Here is a 17,194-nt window from a genome sequence, read left to right on the forward strand (position 1 = left end):
TCTCGAGTCGGCCCCGATCGGCGCGTGCGTCTTACCGTGACCGCCCGGTCGCGTACGGTTCGTACCGGACATGACAGAGGAAGGGCGCGATGACCGGGTTGTTGACTGACGCCGCGACCGTCGTCGCGGCACCGCCGCAGACGGTACCGGCATGGGGGCCGACGCTGCCCGTCTACATCCCCGTCGACGTCGACATCGACGCGGTCCAAGACGCCGTCGCCACCTACGCGGTCTCCGCGCCCGCACCGGTGGTGCCGGGGCTGCGCCAGGTGGTCCACGAAGCGCGCGACGAAGGGATCAACCTCAAGGTCGTGGTGGTGGAGACCAACCCGCCGATCGACACCCCGCTGCGCGACATCGCCACCCTGGTGGGTCGCGACTACTCCGACGCGACCGTCCTGGTGGTCAGCCCGTCCTACGCCGGTACCTACAGCCCGCAGTTCGACCGGGTAACGCTGGAGGCGGGGGAGGACGTCGCCAAAACCGGGGACCCGGTCGTTTCGGCGCAGAATTTCCTGCACCAATTGACCACGCCGACATTTCCGTGGACGGCGTTCACGATGGTGCTGTTGGTCGTGGTGGTGGCCGCCGCGGTGGGCACCCGTGTGCTTCAACGGCGCGCAAATTCCACCGCCGACGCTGCGGAATGCGCCGCTGAGGCGAACGCCTAACCCATAGCGGTGTCACCTGCGCAGACGGTGCGCACGCAGCGCCGTCGTTAGCGGCGTCGCGGATAACCGCGCGATGTCAGCAAATTCACCACATCACCGTTTGGTCACAATCATTTCAATTACAAATATGTAGTTCGTGACCTATGGGCTCTCTGTGTCAGATGTGACGTACGGTGCAGTTGGTGCCTGCGTTGTAGTTGTTTTTTCCGGCTGCGGTATCGGCGCCGTCCGGGTGACCCGGACCACCCGGTGCCCACGAGCCAGCCCGTCCAGAGCCAGAGGAGAACCCAGTCGCATGAGACGTCCCCACCCCGGTTCTCGTCGTCCGTTTGCCGTGCGTGTCGCCCGCCTGGCTGTGCCGGCGGTGCTCAGTGCGGCGATGGTGCTGTCCACCCCGGGGTTCGCCGCCGCCGAACCGCCCGCCGACCCGGACACCGTGGCCGGGCTCATCGCCCGCGTCGCCGAGGCCAATCAGCAACTGCAGGATCTCGGCGCATCGATCCAAACCGAGCAGGAGAGCGTCAACAAGGCCCTGGTCGCCGTGCAGGACGCGCGCGACAACGCCACCGCCGCCCAGCAGGCGATCGACACCAGTGCCGAGGCGGTGCGCTCGGCCGACGCCAAGATCGCTGCGGCGCAACACAAGATCGACGACGTCGCGGTCGCCTCCTACGTCAACGGCCCCTCCAGTGGCTACCTGACCGCCGCCGATCCCGACGCGCTGATCGAGGCGGCCAGCACCGACGACATGGTCCAGACCGCCTCCACCGAGGTGATCGATGAGTTGGTCCGCGCCCGCACCGAGCAGGTGAACAAGGCGTCCGCAGCGCGGCTCGCCAAGGAGAACGCCGACGCGGCCGTCGCCGAGGCCCAGGCCAGCCAGGACGCCGCCGTGGCGGCGCTCACCAACGCCCAACAGAAGTTCGGCGACCAGCAGAAACAGATCGACACGTTGGTCGCCAAACGCGACAGTGCCCAGGCGCAGTTGGCGGCGGCCCGGCCCGCGGCGCCGGCCGGTCCGGCCGCGACCCGCGACGACACCGCGCAGGCCCTGGAGTCCAGCTGGGACCGCGGTGCGCCGCAGACGCCGGCGAAATGGGACGGCCCCGCCTGGGATCCGACCCTGCCGGCGGTGCCCAGCGCCTTCGTCTCCGGTGACCCGGTGGCGATCATCAACGCCGTGCTGGGGATCTCGCAGACCTCCGCGCAGGTCACCTCGAACATGGGGCGCTCGTTCTTGCAGAAACTCGGGCTCGCGCCCACCCCCACCGGCTTCACCAACAACGGCGCGATTCCGCGGGTGTACGGCCGTCAGGCCTCCGAATACGTCATCCGGCGCGGCATGTCGCAGATCGGGGTGCCCTACTCGTGGGGCGGCGGCAACGCGGCCGGGCCCAGCAACGGCATCGACTCCGGGGCCGGCACCGTCGGCTTCGACTGTTCCGGGCTGGTGCTCTACGCGTTCGCCGGGGTCGGCATCAAGCTGCCGCACTACTCCGGCTCGCAGTACGACATGGGGCGCAAGATCCCGTCGGCACAGATGCGCCGCGGCGACGTGATCTTCTACGGCCCCGGCGGCAGCCAGCACGTCACCATCTATCTGGGCAACGGGCAGATGCTCGAGGCGCCCTACACCGGGTCGAACGTCAAGGTCTCCCCGGTGCGCACCAGCGGGATGACCCCCTACGTCGTCCGCTACATCGAGTACTGAGGACAGGCAGCATGCGACATCGCACCCGGCTGGGCCGGTTGCTCGCCCCGGCGCTGGTGGCGGGGGCCCTGGTGACCGCCACGACGATCGGCGCCGGCCCGTCGGCCGCCGCGCCCGACGGCGCGTGGGATCCGACGCTGCCGGCAGTGGTCAGCGCCGGTGCGCCCGGCGACCCGGTGGCGATCGCCAACGCCTCGCTGCAGGCCACCGCGCAGGCCACCCAGACCACGATGGATCTGGGCCGCAAATTCCTCGGCGGGTTGGGATTCAACGTCGGCGGCAACGCCGACCCGGCGACCGCCAACACCTCACCGAGCGCGATACCGCGGGTGTACGGCCGCCAGGCGGTCGAGTACGTGATCCGCCGCGGCATGAGCCAACTGGGCGTTCCCTACTCGTGGGGCGGCGGTAAACCCAACGGCCCCAGCGCCGGGGTGGAGTCCGACGCCGGCAAGATCGGGTACGACTGCTCGGGGTTCACCCGCTTCGCCTTCGCCGGGGTCGGGGTGCTGATCCCGAAGTACTCCGGGGACCAGTACAACACCGGCCGGCACGTCAGCCCGTCGGCGGCCAAACGCGGCGACCTGATCTTCTACGGCCCCGGCGGCAGCCAGCACGTGGCGCTGTACTTGGGGAACAACCAGATGCTGGAGGCCTCCGGCAGTGCCGGCAAGGTCACGGTCTCCCCGGTGCGCACCGCCGGGATGACCCAGTACCTGTCGCGGATCATCGAATACTGATCCCGGCGGGCGGCCCGCGGCCTCACGTCGACGGATCCGGACCCGCCTGGAATAGTTGAACCGGGCGCCGCCACGCACGCCGTAGGGTGGCACCAGCCAAAGACGCAAGTTGGGAAAGGGACGTCGATGACATCACCAGGTGGGTCGCCCACTGCCGCCAGCGGTTACCCCGGCGGGGCCCCGTCGGCCACCGAAGCGGGCCGCTCCGGGCTGCCCGCCGAGGTGCAGACCCTGGAACGGGCCATTTTCGAGGTCAAACGGATCATCGTCGGCCAGGACCGGCTGGTGGAGCGGATCCTGGTGGGGCTGCTCGCCAAGGGCCACGTCCTGCTCGAAGGGGTGCCCGGGGTCGCCAAGACGCTGGCGGTCGAGACGTTCGCCCGGGTGGTCGGCGGCACCTTCGCGCGCATCCAGTTCACCCCCGACTTGGTGCCCACCGACATCATCGGGACCCGCATCTACCGGCAGGGCCGCGAAGAGTTCGACACCGAACTGGGCCCGGTGGTGGTGAACTTCCTGCTCGCCGACGAGATCAACCGGGCCCCGGCGAAGGTGCAGTCCGCGCTGCTGGAGGTCATGGCCGAACGCAAGGTGTCCATCGGCGGCAAGACCTATCCGCTGCCGAACCCGTTTCTGGTCATGGCCACCCAGAACCCCATCGAGAACGAGGGCGTCTACCCGCTGCCGGAAGCGCAGCGCGACCGGTTCCTGTTCAAGATCAACGTCGACTACCCCTCCGCGGAGGAGGAGCGCGAGATCATCTACCGGATGGGGATCACCCCGCCGCAACCCAAGCAGGTGCTCGACACCGGGGATCTGCTGCGCCTGCAGGAACTGGCCGCCAACAACTTCGTGCACCACGCCTTGGTCGACTATGTGGTGCGGGTCGTGGAGGCCACCCGCAAACCCGACCAGTTCGGCATGCACGACGTCAAAGCCTGGATCGCGTTCGGGGCGTCGCCGCGTGCCTCGCTGGGCATCATCGCCGCAGCCCGTGCGGTGGCGCTGGTCCGCGGTCGCGACTACGTGATCCCCCAGGACATCGTCGAGGTCATCCCCGACGTGTTGCGTCACCGGCTGGTGCTGACCTACGACGCGCTCGCCGACGAGATCACCCCGGAGGTCATCATCAACCGGGTGCTGCAGACCGTGGCCCTGCCGCAGGTCAACGCGGTGCCCCAGCAGGCTCAACCGGCATCGACCCCGGTGGCCGCTCCGTCGCCGGCGGCGGCCCCCGGTCGGTGAGTGACCAGCAGCCCCGGCACCCGGGGGCCTCTCAGGGCGTCAACCGGCCGCCGTCGATGCTGCGCGGCGAGATCGGCGATCCGAAGCTGGCGGCGGCGCTGCGCACCCTCGAACTGACGGTCAAACGCAAGCTCGACGGGGTGTTGCACGGCGACCACCTGGGGTTGATCCCCGGACCCGGGTCCGAACCCGGCGAGTCGCGGCTCTACCAGCCCGGCGACGACGTGCGCCGGATGGACTGGGCGGTCACCGCCCGCACCACCCATCCGCACGTGCGGCAGATGATCGCCGACCGCGAACTGGAGACCTGGCTGGTGGTCGACATGTCCGCCAGCCTGGACTTCGGCACCACCGGCTGTGAGAAACGGGACCTGGCGGTGGCCGCCGCCGCGGCGGTGGTCTTCCTGAACAGCGGCGGTGGCAACCGGCTGGGGGCGCTGATCTCCAACGGCGACACCACCGTGCGCGTGCCGGCGCGCTCCGGCCGCCAGCACGAACAGACCCTGCTGCGTGCCATCGCCACCATGCCGCGCGCCCCGCTGGGGGTGCGCGGCGACCTGGCGGTGGCCATCGACGCGCTACGCCGCCCGCAACGCCGGCGGGGGATGGCGGTGATCATCAGCGACTTCCTCGGTCCGATCAACTGGATGCGCCCGCTGCGCGCGATCGCCGCCCGCCACGAGGTGCTGGCGGTGGAGGTGCTCGACCCGCGCGACGTGGAACTGCCCGATGTCGGCGACGTCGTCCTCCAGGACGCCGAGACCGGGGTCACCCGCGAGTTCACCATCGACGCCGCGCTGCGCGACGACTTCGCCACCGCCGCCGCCGCGCACCGCGCCGAGGTGGCCCGCACGCTGCGCCGCTGCGGGGCGCCGCTGCTGTCGCTGCGCACCGACCGGGACTGGATCGCCGACATCGTGCGCTTCGTCGCCTCCCGGCGGCGTGACGCGCTGGCGGGCTGCCAGTGACCGACCCGGTGCAGATACCGTGACGAAAAGGACACGCCGAGAATGACTTTGCCGCTGTTGGGACCGATGAGCCTGTCCGGCTTCGCCCACCCGTGGTTCCTGCTGTTCGTGCTGGTGGTCGCCGGCCTGGCCGCGCTGTACCTGGTGGCCCAGCGGGCGCGGCAGCGTCGGATGCTGCGTTTCGCCAACATGGAGCTGCTGGAATCGGTCGCCCCCAAACGACCGTCGCGCTGGCGGCACCTGTCGGCGCTGCTGCTGGTCCTGGCGCTGCTGCTGTTCACCGTCGCGATGGCCGGCCCCACCAACGACGTACGGATCCCGCGCAACCGCGCGGTGGTGATGCTGGTCATCGACGTATCGCTGTCGATGCAGGCCAAAGACGTCGAGCCGACCCGGCTGGCCGCCGCGCAGGAGGCCGCCAAGGAGTTCGCCGACGAGCTGACTCCCGGGATCAACCTGGGCCTGGTCGCCTACGCCGGCACCGCGTCGGTCCTGGTGTCGCCGACCACCGAACGGGCCCCCACCAAGGCGGCGATCGACAAGCTGCAACTGGAGGAGCGCACCGCGACCGGGGAGGCGATCTTCACCGCGCTGCAGGCGATCGCCACCGTCGGCGCGGTGATCGGTGGCGGGGAGGGCCCGCCGCCGGCGCGCATCGTGCTGCTCTCCGACGGCAAGGAGACCGTGCCGCCCAACCCCGACAACCCCCGCGGCGGGTTCACCGCCGCCCGGGCCGCCCGCGACCAGGGGGTTCCGGTCTCGACGATCTCGTTCGGCACCCGCTACGGCTACGTGGAGATCAACGGGCAGCGCCAACCGGTCCCGGTCGACGACGAGTCGCTGCACAAGATCGCCGACATGTCCGAAGGCACCTTCTACACCGCCTCGAGCCTCGAACAACTGCAGCAGGTCTACGACAACCTGCAGGACCAGATCGGCTACGAGACGATCCAGGGCGACGCCAGCGCCGGCTGGCTGCGCCTGGGTGCGGTGGTGCTGGCGCTGGCGGCGCTGGCGGGGCTGCTGATCAACCGCCGGCTGCCGGCCTGAGCGGCGCGCCACGCCGGGTGCAGCCGGTTGCGGCGCCGGGCCGCCGAGACGATAAGTTGATCCGGTGACTGAGAGCAAGACAACCGGCGACGCCGCCGGCGCGCCCCCGTTTGTGTCCCGTTCGGTGCTGGTCACCGGAGGCAACCGCGGTATCGGCCTGGCGGTCGCCCGCCGTCTCGCCGCCGACGGCCACAAGGTGGCGGTGACCCACCGCGGATCCGGTGCCCCCGACGACTTGTTCGGCGTGGTCTGCGACGTCACCGATTCCGCGGCCGTCGACGCGGCCTTCACCGCCGTCGAGGAACACCAGGGTCCGGTGGAGGTGCTGGTCGCCAACGCCGGGGTCACCGCCGACATGCTGATCATGCGGATGAGCGACGAGAACTTCCAGAAGGTGGTCGACGCCAACCTCACCGGGGTGTTCCGGGTGGCCAAACGGGCCTCGCGCAACATGATCAAACGCCGGTTCGGCCGGATGATCTTCATGGGATCGGTGGCCGGGCTGACCGGACTGCCCGGGCAGGCCAACTATTCGGCGTCGAAGGCCGGGCTGGTCGGGATGGCACGTTCACTGACCCGCGAACTCGGTTCGCGGTCGATCACCGCCAACGTGGTGGCCCCCGGGTTCATCGACACCGACATGACCCGCGCACTCGACGAGAAGCAGCAGGAGACCGCGCTCACCGCGATCCCGGCGCAACGCATCGGCACCGTCGACGAGGTGGCCGGGGTGATCAGCTTCCTGGCCTCCCCGGACGCCGGCTACATCTCCGGGGCGGTCATCCCCGTCGACGGCGGCCTGGGCATGGGCCACTAGCCGCGCGCACCGACTCCGCCAGCAGAAAGGTTCGACATGACAGGGTTTCTCACCGGGAAACGAATCCTGGTCACCGGGATCATCACCGACTCCTCGATCGCGTTTCACATCGCCCGCGTCGCCCAGGAGGCGGGTGCGCAACTGGTGCTCACCGGCTTCGACCGGATGCGGCTGATCCAGCGCATCGTCGACCGGCTGCCCGAGCCGGCGCCGCTGCTGGAACTCGACGTGGAAAACCCCGAGCACCTCGACTCGCTGGCCGACCGGATCACCGAGGCGATCGGGGCGGACAACAAACTCGACGGGGTGGTGCACTCCATCGGCTTCATGCCGCAGAGCGGCATGGGGGTCAACCCGTTCTTCGACGCCCCCTACGAGGACGTCGCCAAGGGCATCCACATCTCCGCCTACTCGTATGCGTCGCTGGCCAAGGCGGTGCTGCCGATCATGAACCCCGGCGGTTCGATCGTGGGCATGGACTTCGACCCGACCCGGGCGATGCCGGCCTACAACTGGATGACCGTGGCCAAAAGCGCCCTGGAGTCGGTGAACCGCTTCGTGGCCCGCGAGGTAGGCCCGCACGGGGTGCGCTCCAATCTGGTTGCGGCCGGACCGATCCGCACCCTGGCGATGAGTGCGATCGTCGGCGGCGCCCTCGGCGACGAGGCCGGTCAGCAGATGAAGCTGCTCGAAGAGGGCTGGGACCAGCGCGCCCCGGTCGGCTGGGACATGAAAGACCCCACCCCGGTGGCCAAGACGGTCTGTGCGTTGCTGTCGGACTGGTTGCCGGCCACCACTGGCACCGTGGTGTACGCCGACGGCGGTGCACACACCCAGCTGCTCTAGCCGTCGGGGACCGCCGTGCTGTTCGACGCCGTCCTGCTGCAGTCCTTCGGCGGGCCGGAGGGCCCCGAACAGGTGCGGCCGTTCCTGGAGAACGTCACCCGCGGCCGCAACGTGCCCGCCGAGCGCCTCGACGACGTCGCCGAGCACTACCTGCACTTCGGTGGGGTCTCGCCGATCAACGCGATCAACCGGGCGCTGGTCGATCAGCTGCGCGCCCACACCGGTTTGCCGGTCTACTTCGGCAACCGCAACTGGGAGCCCTACCTGGCGGACACGGTGGCCGCCATGGGTGCCGACGGGGTGCGCCGTGCGGCGGTGTTCACCACCTCGGCGTGGGGCGGGTACTCCAGCTGCCGCCAGTACGTCGACGACCTGGCGCAGGCACGCCACAGCGCCGGCGCCGACGCCCCCGAGCTGGTCAAGCTGCGCCACTACTTCGACCACCCGCTGTTCGTGGCGCTGTTCGCCGAGGCGGTCGGCGCGGCGGCGGCCACCCTGCCCGCCGCACTGCGCGAGCAGGCCCGGCTGGTGTTCACCGCCCATTCCATCCCGGTGGCCGCCGAGTCCTGGTGCGGGGACCGGCTCTATGCCCGCCAGGTCGCCCACGCGGCGCGGCTGGTGGCCGCCGCGGCCGGCCGTCTCGACCACGACCTGGTGTGGCAGTCCCGGTCCGGTCCGCCGCAGATGCCGTGGCTGGAGCCCGACGTCGGCGACCATCTCGCCGCCCTGGCGGCGGCGGGCACCGCGGCGGTGATCGTCTGCCCGATCGGGTTCGTCGCCGACCACATCGAGGTGGTGTGGGATCTCGACCACGAGCTGGCCGACCAGGCCCGTGAGCTCGACGTCGCCTACGCCCGGGCCGCCACCCCGGGTGCGGACCCGCGGTTCGCCCAGCTGGCCGCCGAGCTCATCGCCGAACTGCGCGACGGACGCGCACCGGTGCGCGTCGCCGCCCCCGACCCGGTGCCGCTGTACGGGCAGAGCCGCGACGGCCAACCGTGCACCCCGGCCTGCCACCGCTGACGGCGCGGCCCAGCGGTCAACACGCCCAGGCGGAACGCAGGATCGCGTCGAGCGCGGCGAGACGCGCGGTGCGCACCACCGTCGTCAGCGGACGCAGCGCATCGTCGCCGACCCGGTGCTGGGAGAAGGACTGTATCCCCAGCGGTGACAGTTGCGCGCTGACCGCGAGGATCGCCTCCACGTGAGCGGCCTGCTCCAGAACCCGCAGCGCCCGCGGCGGGGCGTGGGCGGGCACCCGGTGGCCGGCGGCGGCGTCGAGGGCCTGCTCGACCAGCGCCCGCGGGTCGGCGTCGGTCCCGCAGGTCAGGTCCATCGCGCTGAGGGCCTCGGCGGCCGCACGCACCGCGGTACGCAACGCGTATTCGGCGCCGCCCAGGTCGGCGGGCACCCCCGGCTGCGGGGCGGGCAGCGAATAGGCCGTCCAGCGCAGTGTGAACGCCCCGTCGGTCGGCGCATCGAGCACGTCGTCGGGGTAGTCGGGCACCAGGCCGACCGCGGTGCCGTCGGCGGGGCTGCCGGTGAGGATCAGCGCCTCCCCGGCGTCGAGGGCGTCGCGCGCGAAGGCGCTGCCCGGCGGCAGTCCCCGCACGTCGCCGGGCACCGGCAGCACCACCTCGATCGGGGTGGCGTGCGCACCGGGTGAACCGGCGGCGGCCGACCGCAGCGTCTGCAGCACCGCCGTCGCCCCGCCGTGCTCGGCGGCCGGGTAGGGCAACCCGGCGTGGCCGGCGGCCACCGGGTCGTGGGCGGCGATGGTCTGCGCCGGGGCCCACGCCGCCAGCGCATCGAGCACGTCGTCGGGTGCGGCGACACCGGCGAGCCAGGCGTTGGCCCACACCGACAGCGACACCGACGGACACCACATGATCCCGGCAGTCTAGTTGGCGCACCGCCGCGGGCCGGTTGCGCGATAGTGTGAAGGCATGCCCGCCGCCCTGCTCTGGTTCCTCGGCGCGTTGGCGTTGGCCGGTGCCGAGACCCTCACCGGGGACATGTTCCTGCTGATGCTGGCCGGCGGCGCCCTGGCGGCCGCGGGATCCAGCGCCGTTCTCGACGCCCCGATCTGGGTCGACGGTGTGGTGTTCTTGGTGGTGTCGGTGCTGTTGCTGCTCGGGGTGCGTCCCGCGCTGCGTCGCCGGCTGGCTCGTGACACCGCACCGCGCACCGGCATCGAAGCGCTGACCGGCAGCGACGCCCAGGTCCTCGAGCAGGTGGCCGGCCACGCCGGCCAGGTGTTGCTGGCCGGGCAGGTGTGGAGCGCCCGTCCCCTCAACACCGGCGACGTCTACGAGCCCGGCGAGACGGTGACGGTGATGGAGATCGACGGGGCCACCGCGGTCGTCTGGCAGACATAAACCGAACCGGGGCAGACCCCGGGGCAGCAGAAGGAGAACACAATGGCAGGTCTGGTGGTCCTGGCGATCCTGGTCGGGTTCGCGATCATCGTGGTGGCCAAGTCGGTGGCGTTGATCCCGCAGGCCGAGGCCGCGGTGATCGAACGACTCGGCCGCTACAGCCGCACCATCAGCGGGCAGCTGACCCTGCTGGTGCCGTTCATCGACCGCATCCGTGCGCGGGTCGACCTGCGTGAGCGGGTGGTGTCGTTTCCGCCGCAACCGGTGATCACCGAAGACAACCTGACGCTGGCGATCGACACCGTCGTCTACTTTCAGGTCACCAACCCGCAGGCGGCGGTCTATGAGATCAGCAACTACATCGTCGGGGTGGAGCAGTTGACCACCACCACCCTGCGCAACGTGGTGGGCGGGATGACGCTGGAGGAGACGTTCACCTCCCGCGACCAGATCAACCGGCAGCTGCGCGGCGTCCTCGACGAGGCCACCGGCCGGTGGGGGCTGCGGGTGGCGCGGGTGGAGTTGCGCAGCATCGACCCGCCGCCGTCCATCCAGGCGTCGATGGAGAAGCAGATGAAGGCCGATCGGGAGAAGCGGGCGATGATCTTGACCGCCGAGGGTCAGCGTGAGTCGGCGATCAAACAGGCCGAGGGTCAAAAGCAGTCCCAGATCCTGCAGGCCGAGGGCGCCAAGCAAGCCGCGATCCTCTCCGCGGAGGCCGACCGACAATCCCGGATGCTGCGCGCACAGGGCGAGCGGGCCGCGGCCTACCTGCAGGCACAGGGGGAGGCCAAGGCGATCGAGAAGACGTTCGCGGCGATCAAAGCGGGCCGGCCCACCCCGGAGATGCTGGCCTACCAGTATCTGCAGGTGCTGCCGGAGATGGCCAAGGGCGAAGCCAACAAGATGTGGGTGATCCCCAGCGACTTCGGCAGTGCCCTGCAGGGTTTCACCAAGCTGCTCGGCGCCCCCGGCGAGGACGGGGTGTTCCGCTACGAGCCGTCGCCGGTCGACGAGGACCTGCCCAAACCGGAAGACGATTCCGAGGAGGTCGCCGACTGGTTCCATACCCGCACCGACCCGGCGATCGCCCAGGCGGTCGCCAAGGCCGAGGCCGACGCCCGCACCCCGGTGGAGGGCAGCGTGCCCGGACCGCACCAACTGTCGGCGCCGCCCGAGACGCAATAGGCTTGACCGCATGAGTGTGCTCACCTCCCCGAAGACGTACCGAGGGCTCGCGGCGTTGCAGGCGGCCGACGCGGTGGCCTGCGCGATCCCGGTGCCCTACATCGCTCAGGCTCTCGACACGGTGCAGGTGCCCGCCGACGTGCGCCCGGTGTTGCCCGCGGTGAAAGTCGCCGCCGCCGTCGGCTTGGCGTCGGGGCCGCGGTTTCCGCTGCTGGCGCGGTTGACCACCGCGGCGTTGACGCTGTACTTCGTGCTCGCGGTCGCCGCCCACGTGCGGGTCAAAGACCGGGTCGTGAACACCGTGCCGGCGGTGACGATGCTGATCACCTTCGCCGCGATGGCCGCGGCCGCCTGGCGGCGCCCCCGCTGAGCAGAGGTTAGCGTGCGGTCAGCGCGGTGACGATCGCGTCGAGCGCGTCGGAAAGGATCGCGGCGGTGGTGGCGAAGTTGAGCCGCGCGCAGCCGCTGCCCGCCCCGAACGGGATCCCCGGATTCAGCGCCACCCGGGCGTGCCGAAGCAGATAGTCGGCCGGTTCCTCGGGCAGATCCAGCGCACGCAGATCCAGCCACGACAGGTAGGTGCCCTCCGGGCGGGTCACCTGCAGGCCCGGGACCCGCGCCGGCAGCGTGTCGGCCACCCGGTCGCGGTTGGTGCGCAGATACCCCAGCGCCGCGTCCAACCACGGCGCGCCGTCGCGGTAGGCGGCGAGGTTGGCGGCGATCCCCACCGTCGAGGCCCCCATCCAGTTCAGCCAGTTGACCTGCCGCCAGATCGCCGCGTCGGCGGGGTTGGACAGGATCAGCTGGGCGCATTTGAGGCCCGGCAGGTTCCACGCCTTGGAGGCCGACATCACCGTCACCACGGTCTCGGCGGCGGCCGGCGACACCGACGCCGCCGGCACGTGGCGACCGTCGTAGACCAGCGGGGCGTGAATCTCGTCGGCGATGACCCGCGCGCCGTGGGCGGCGGCGAGGTCGACCACCGCGCGCAATTCCGCGGCGGTGAACACCGTGCCCAGCGGGTTGAACGGATTGCACAGGATGATCGAGCCCGCCCCGGCGGCGAACGCCGCGGCGACCGCATCGAGATCCAGGCCGTAGCGCCCGGCGGCGTCGGGCACCATCGGCACCTCGACGCGGCTGCGCCCGGCCACCTGCAGCACGTCGAAGAACGGCATGTAGGCCGGGACCGGCAACACCACCGGGCTCTGCGGGCGGGTCAAAAACCCGATCGCCAGCTCCACCCCTTTGAGCACGTCGGCGACGACGGCCACCCACTCCGGATTGACCGTCCAGCCGTAGCGGTCGGCGCACCAGTCGGCGGTGGCGGTCGGCAGCGCGTCGTGGCCGAAGCGCGGGTAACCGAATTCCTCGCGGTCCACCGCGGCTCGGATCGCCGCGTGGACAGCCGGCGCGGTCGGATAGTCCATCTCGGCCACCCACAACGCCAACACGTCGGGGTCGAACCGGTTCCACTTGACGGTGTTGCGCGCGCGTAGCCGCGCCGGGGTCAGCGCGTCAAATGAGTAGTCGGGCAACCGATCACCGGGGTCGGAGAATCCCATGTGCTCGACCCTACCGGCGGCGGTGTGCCAACCGCCGGTGGCTACAGCGGCAGGCCGTGGGTGACGTGACGCAGCACCTGGCTCAGCGCCCCCACCCGCGGAAAGTGCTTGCGCAGACCCGGGGTTTTGCTGGAGTGCCCGCCGAAACCGATATGCAGGGAAGTGGCGTCGAAGTCCTCCGGCAGCATGCCCGCGTTGGTGAACATCCGGGCCAGCGGCGCCAGGTTGAGGTCCGCACCGTTGCGGTAGCCGCCGAGCAGGTTGGTCGGCAGGTGGGCCAGATCCCAGGCGGCGGCGGTCGGATCGGGATTCGGTCCGCTGAGGTCGCCGACGACCGCGGCCGCGGTGTTGCCCAACGCCACCAGCGGGCTGATGTAGGCCCCCCACCGGCCGCCGGCGACGATGTTGCTCAACGGGGAGAGCAGCAGGTCCAAGGCGGTGGTGATGACGTAGCGCCGGTCGTCGCTGTATCCGGCGGGCAGCACCTGCGGCACCACGATCTGCACCAGGCTGTGCAGCCCGTCGGTGCTGCCGCTGGGCAGGACCGGTTTGCGCAATCCGCTGACCGCGGCGATCCCGGTTTTCGCCCCCGGGTTGCGCAACACGTCGCGCCACCGATCGAGCAGGTCGTTATCGGCGGTCAGCGCCACCGCGGGTTCGGCGGCGGCGGTGTCGTCGGCGGCGGGGGCGGCGAGGCTGTCGACGCCGGTGCTGGCCATCCGGCCGGCGAGCAGCACGGTCAGCGTCACCGCCGCCAGGAGCGCCACCGCATTGGTCAGCCATCGGCGGAGCAGCGGGTGATCCATTACCGTCAGGTCTTTCGGGCTGTCTGGAGGGGGAGGCCGGGCCTATGGTAGCGCACCGCTGCGGGTCGGGCGGGACCGTGACGGCCACCAGCTGGCCCGCCCGAGCAGAGCCGCGATCGCCGGGACGGTCAGTGTGCGCACCAGGAACGTGTCCAGCAGCAGCCCCACCCCGATGACGAACCCGGTCTGCACCAAGGTGGTGAGGCTGGCGGCGAGCATCCCGAACATCGAGGCCGCGAAGATCACCCCGGCGGCGGTGATGACCCCACCGGTCGCCGCGACGGTGCGCAGCACCCCGGTGCGCACCCCGCGGCCGGACTCCTCGCGCAGCCGGGCGAACAGCAGCAGGTTGTAGTCGGCGCCGATGGCGACCAGGATGATGAACGCCAGGCCCGGCAGCGCCCAGTACAGCGGTTGACCCAGCAGGTACTGGAAGACCAGCACCCCGATGCCCAGCGCCGCCAGGTAGGACAGCACCACCGAGGCCACCAGGTACAGCGGTGCCACGATCGCACGCAGCAGCAGGCTGAGGATCACCAACACCACCGCGATGGTCACCATGATGATGAACCGCAGATCGTGGGTGTAGTAGTCGCGGATGTCGCGCAGGGTGACCGATCCGCGGTTCATCGACACCTCGGCGTCGGCGAGCGTGGTGTTCGGTTGGGCGTCGCGGGCGGTGGCCAGGATCGTGTCGACCTGGTCCATCGCGGCGGTGCTGAACGGGTTGAGGCCGGTCTGCACCGCGTAGCGCACCGTGTGGCCGTCGGGGGAGACGTAGAACTGGGCGGCCTGCTGAAAATCCTGCTCGGCCAGGTACTGCGCGGGGATGTAGAACCCGGACATCGACGGTGCGGAGGCCTCGCTCTTGATGCCCTGCAGGAATTCCGAGACGTCGGCGAGGTCCAGGCCCATCGCGGTCACCTGGTCGACGAGCATGCGCACCCCGGCGGCCACCTGCCGGCTGGCGGTGGCCAGCAGGTCGGTGCTGGTGCGGATCGCCTCGAGGTCGTCGTCGGTGCCCTCCTCGGTGGCGTCCTCGGTGGCCAACCCGGTGTTCTCCAGGGTGTCGCCGGTGTCGTCGAGGGTCTCGCGCAGGTTGTCCACCGCCGATTCCAGTCGCTGGCCCTCGGGGGTGTCGCGCAGGCGGCGGCCCGCGTCGGTGGCATTGTCCAACCGGCCCTCGTCGCGGGCGGTCACCAGCCGCGCCAGCCAGCCCCGCACCCGCGCGCAGGACGGCTCGTCGGAGCAGACGGTGCTGGTGTTGAGCCCGTCGAGCACCGAGTCCATCCACAGGAAGTCCTGCGGGGTCCCGTCGAGGTTCTGCTGGACGGTCTCCCCGGCGGCTCGCATCAACGTCAGCAGCATGACCACGTCGTCGGATTCGGCGGCCGCGGCGTCGGTGGCGTCGGCGGCGTTGTCCACCCCGTGCTCCAGCGCGGTGCCGGCCTTCTGCCACGTGCCGCGCAGATAGGCCAACGCCTCGATCAGGTCCCGCACCGCCGGGATGGTCTCGTCGGCCTGGGCGGTCAAGGTGGCCAGCGCGTCGGCGATCAGATCCGCGGCGGTGGCCAGTTGGTCCAGATCCTCGGCGTGGTCGTTGATGGTGGTGGCGGCCTCGTGCAGGTTGTCACCGACCGCCCCGGCCTGAAACGACAGCCGGGCCTGTTCGAGGGGCTTGCCGGTCGGTCGGGTGATGCCGCGCACGGCCTCGACGTCGGGCAGCTGGCTGACCCGGCGGGCGAGCTGTTCGAGATCCGACAGCGCCCGCGGGGTGCGCAGATCGCGCGGCGAGGAGATCAAGATGAACTCGGGGGTGATGCTGTTGGCCGGGAAGTGACGGTCGATGACGTCGGTGCCGTGCACGCTCGGCGCCGACGACGGCAGCGCGGTGCGGTTGTCGTAGTTGTAGTCCACCATCGTCGCCAGCCCGGCCAGGGCCACCAGCACCGCCAGGCTCGCGGCCAGGTATCGGCCGGGGTGGCGCACGATGCGGGCCCCGGAGCGGCGCCACAGGCCGCCGGTGACCGCGGTGCGCGGCGCGACCCACCCGCGCCGTCCCATCACCACCAGCAGGGCCGGCAAAAACGTCACCGCCGCCGCGAAACACACCGTGACCGCGATCGCCAACGCCACGCCGGTGGCCGACACCACCGCCAGGCGGGTGAACCCCATCGCGAAGAAGGTGATCGCCACCGTCGCCGCCGACGCGGCGATCACCTTGCCGATTCCGCCCAGTGCGCGCCGCACGGCCACGTCGGGGCTGTGGCTGGCGCGGCGGAAGTCGTGGAACCGGCTGATGAGGAACACCGCGTAGTCGGTGCCGGCCCCGGCGACCAGCGCCGTCACCAGTGCGACGGTGTGGGCGGTGATGCTCAGCCCCCGCAGACCGAACCCGGCGATCACGGCTTGGGCGGTCATCAGCGCGACCCCGATCGTCGCCAGCGGCACCAGGATGGTGACCGGGTTGCGGTAGATCACCAGCAGGATCACCAGCAGCATCACCGCCATCGCCACCTCGATGCGGCGCTGGTCGAGGGCGCCCAGAACGCCGACGTCGCGCACGGTTGCCGCCGGGCCGGTGACGGCGACCCGCAGCGCCGAGTCCTCGACGGTGGTCTCCGCGATGCGGGTCACCCGGGTGGTCGCGGTGTAGGAGCGCGGCGAGCCCAGCTCGCCGACCAGTTCCACCGGCACCAGCCACGCCTTGCCGTCGGTGCTGCTCAACGCCGGCCGCAGGGCTGGGGTGGACAGAAAATCGCGGACCTGCACCACATCGGTGATGTCGTCGGCGAGCCGGTCGACCAACCGGTGATACACCTGCTCGTCGTCGGCGGTGAGCCCGTCGCGGTTGGTGAGCACCAGCACCAGCGTGTTCCCGGTCGCCGACTCGTCGAATGCGTCGTTCATCTGGTCCGCGGACACCGAACTGGGGGCGTCGGCGGGCAGCAGGGCGGCCGGATCCTTACGGGCCAGCTCCGACAGCGACGGAAACGCCGCCGGCAGTGCGGCCGCCAGCACGATCCAGCCGGCGATCACCAGCCACGGCCAACGGGTTACCAGCGTGCCCAGCCGCGTGAAAACGTCGAGCCGGTGACGCCTCGCATGTGAGCTGCGACGTTTCGACATCTCCGGTCAGGCTAGCCGGTGACGCCCGTACCTCGGAGGGACGCGGAGAAAGTGCGCGGCGCCCCGCGGCGGTCGTGACA

The 17,194-nt window shown here is 70.8% G+C and carries 16 protein-coding genes; 12 read left to right on the forward strand and 4 right to left on the reverse strand.

Going from position 1 to position 17,194, the window contains the following annotated elements:
- The first annotated feature begins 89 nt into the window (after positions 1 to 89).
- The 9 genes from B8W67_RS00310 (at position 90) to B8W67_RS00350 (ending at position 9,071) form a co-directional block, all read left to right on the forward strand.
- On the forward strand, positions 90 to 671 hold the full coding sequence (locus tag B8W67_RS00310; protein WP_069391997.1) for an Rv1476 family membrane protein: 582 nt from the start codon (positions 90 to 92) through the stop codon (positions 669 to 671).
- 295 nt (positions 672 to 966) lie between these two features.
- Positions 967 to 2,382: an NlpC/P60 family peptidoglycan endopeptidase RipA gene (gene ripA, locus B8W67_RS00315; RefSeq protein WP_069391998.1), complete on the forward strand. Its 1,416-nt coding sequence runs from the start codon at positions 967 to 969 to the stop codon at positions 2,380 to 2,382.
- Between the two features lie 11 nt (positions 2,383 to 2,393).
- Positions 2,394 to 3,122, forward strand: coding sequence for an NlpC/P60 family peptidoglycan endopeptidase RipB (ripB, locus tag B8W67_RS00320; protein ID WP_069391999.1), 729 nt, complete (start codon positions 2,394 to 2,396; stop codon positions 3,120 to 3,122).
- Between the two features lie 126 nt (positions 3,123 to 3,248).
- On the forward strand, positions 3,249 to 4,367 hold the full coding sequence (moxR1, locus tag B8W67_RS00325) for a chaperone MoxR1 (protein WP_069392000.1): 1,119 nt from the start codon (positions 3,249 to 3,251) through the stop codon (positions 4,365 to 4,367).
- A gap of 56 nt (positions 4,368 to 4,423) precedes the next feature.
- Entirely contained in the window at positions 4,424 to 5,335 is a 912-nt protein-coding gene (locus B8W67_RS00330; RefSeq protein WP_085301862.1) for a DUF58 domain-containing protein, read from the forward strand.
- Positions 5,336 to 5,377: 42 nt separating this feature from the next.
- Positions 5,378 to 6,385: a VWA domain-containing protein gene (locus tag B8W67_RS00335; RefSeq protein ID WP_069392001.1), complete on the forward strand. Its 1,008-nt coding sequence runs from the start codon at positions 5,378 to 5,380 to the stop codon at positions 6,383 to 6,385.
- 64 nt (positions 6,386 to 6,449) lie between these two features.
- Entirely contained in the window at positions 6,450 to 7,202 is a 753-nt protein-coding gene (gene fabG1 / locus B8W67_RS00340) for a 3-oxoacyl-ACP reductase FabG1 (protein WP_069392002.1), read from the forward strand.
- 36 nt (positions 7,203 to 7,238) lie between these two features.
- Positions 7,239 to 8,048: an NADH-dependent enoyl-ACP reductase InhA gene (gene inhA / locus B8W67_RS00345; protein ID WP_085301735.1), complete on the forward strand. Its 810-nt coding sequence runs from the start codon at positions 7,239 to 7,241 to the stop codon at positions 8,046 to 8,048.
- 15 nt (positions 8,049 to 8,063) lie between these two features.
- A complete protein-coding gene (locus tag B8W67_RS00350; RefSeq protein WP_069392004.1) occupies positions 8,064 to 9,071 on the forward strand; it encodes a ferrochelatase in 1,008 nt (335 codons plus the stop codon).
- Positions 9,072 to 9,087: 16 nt separating this feature from the next.
- Here B8W67_RS00350 and B8W67_RS00355 read toward each other — a convergent pair whose 3' ends face one another.
- Positions 9,088 to 9,936, reverse strand: coding sequence for an Rv1486c family protein (locus tag B8W67_RS00355; RefSeq protein WP_085301737.1), 849 nt, complete (start codon positions 9,934 to 9,936; stop codon positions 9,088 to 9,090).
- A 58-nt stretch (positions 9,937 to 9,994) separates the two neighbouring features.
- On the opposite strand from B8W67_RS00355, the gene B8W67_RS00360 reads away from it, so the two are divergent.
- From B8W67_RS00360 to B8W67_RS00370, 3 genes are read left to right on the forward strand one after another with little or no spacing between them, the layout of a single operon-like run.
- Complete coding sequence (locus tag B8W67_RS00360) at positions 9,995 to 10,426, forward strand: NfeD family protein (protein ID WP_085301739.1); 432 nt, start codon at positions 9,995 to 9,997, stop codon at positions 10,424 to 10,426.
- A 42-nt stretch (positions 10,427 to 10,468) separates the two neighbouring features.
- Positions 10,469 to 11,614: an SPFH domain-containing protein gene (locus B8W67_RS00365; protein WP_085301741.1), complete on the forward strand. Its 1,146-nt coding sequence runs from the start codon at positions 10,469 to 10,471 to the stop codon at positions 11,612 to 11,614.
- A 10-nt stretch (positions 11,615 to 11,624) separates the two neighbouring features.
- A complete protein-coding gene (locus B8W67_RS00370) occupies positions 11,625 to 11,984 on the forward strand; it encodes a DoxX family protein (RefSeq protein WP_085301743.1) in 360 nt (119 codons plus the stop codon).
- 7 nt (positions 11,985 to 11,991) lie between these two features.
- On the opposite strand, the gene B8W67_RS00375 is transcribed toward B8W67_RS00370, so the two are convergent.
- From B8W67_RS00375 to B8W67_RS00385, 3 genes are all read right to left on the reverse strand, one after another.
- Positions 11,992 to 13,152 (reverse strand): MalY/PatB family protein, encoded by a 1,161-nt coding sequence (locus B8W67_RS00375; protein WP_085301864.1) that lies wholly within the window; start codon positions 13,150 to 13,152, stop codon positions 11,992 to 11,994.
- 68 nt (positions 13,153 to 13,220) lie between these two features.
- Positions 13,221 to 13,985, reverse strand: a complete 765-nt coding sequence (locus B8W67_RS00380) for a hypothetical protein (RefSeq protein ID WP_085301745.1) — start codon at positions 13,983 to 13,985, stop codon at positions 13,221 to 13,223.
- Positions 13,986 to 14,027: 42 nt separating this feature from the next.
- Complete coding sequence (locus B8W67_RS00385; RefSeq protein WP_085301747.1) at positions 14,028 to 17,114, reverse strand: MMPL/RND family transporter; 3,087 nt, start codon at positions 17,112 to 17,114, stop codon at positions 14,028 to 14,030.
- Positions 17,115 to 17,194 lie beyond the last annotated feature (80 nt).

The sequence above is a fragment of the Mycolicibacillus koreensis genome (assembly GCF_002104795.1).
GTDB classification, from domain to species: domain Bacteria; phylum Actinomycetota; class Actinomycetes; order Mycobacteriales; family Mycobacteriaceae; genus Mycobacterium; species Mycobacterium koreense.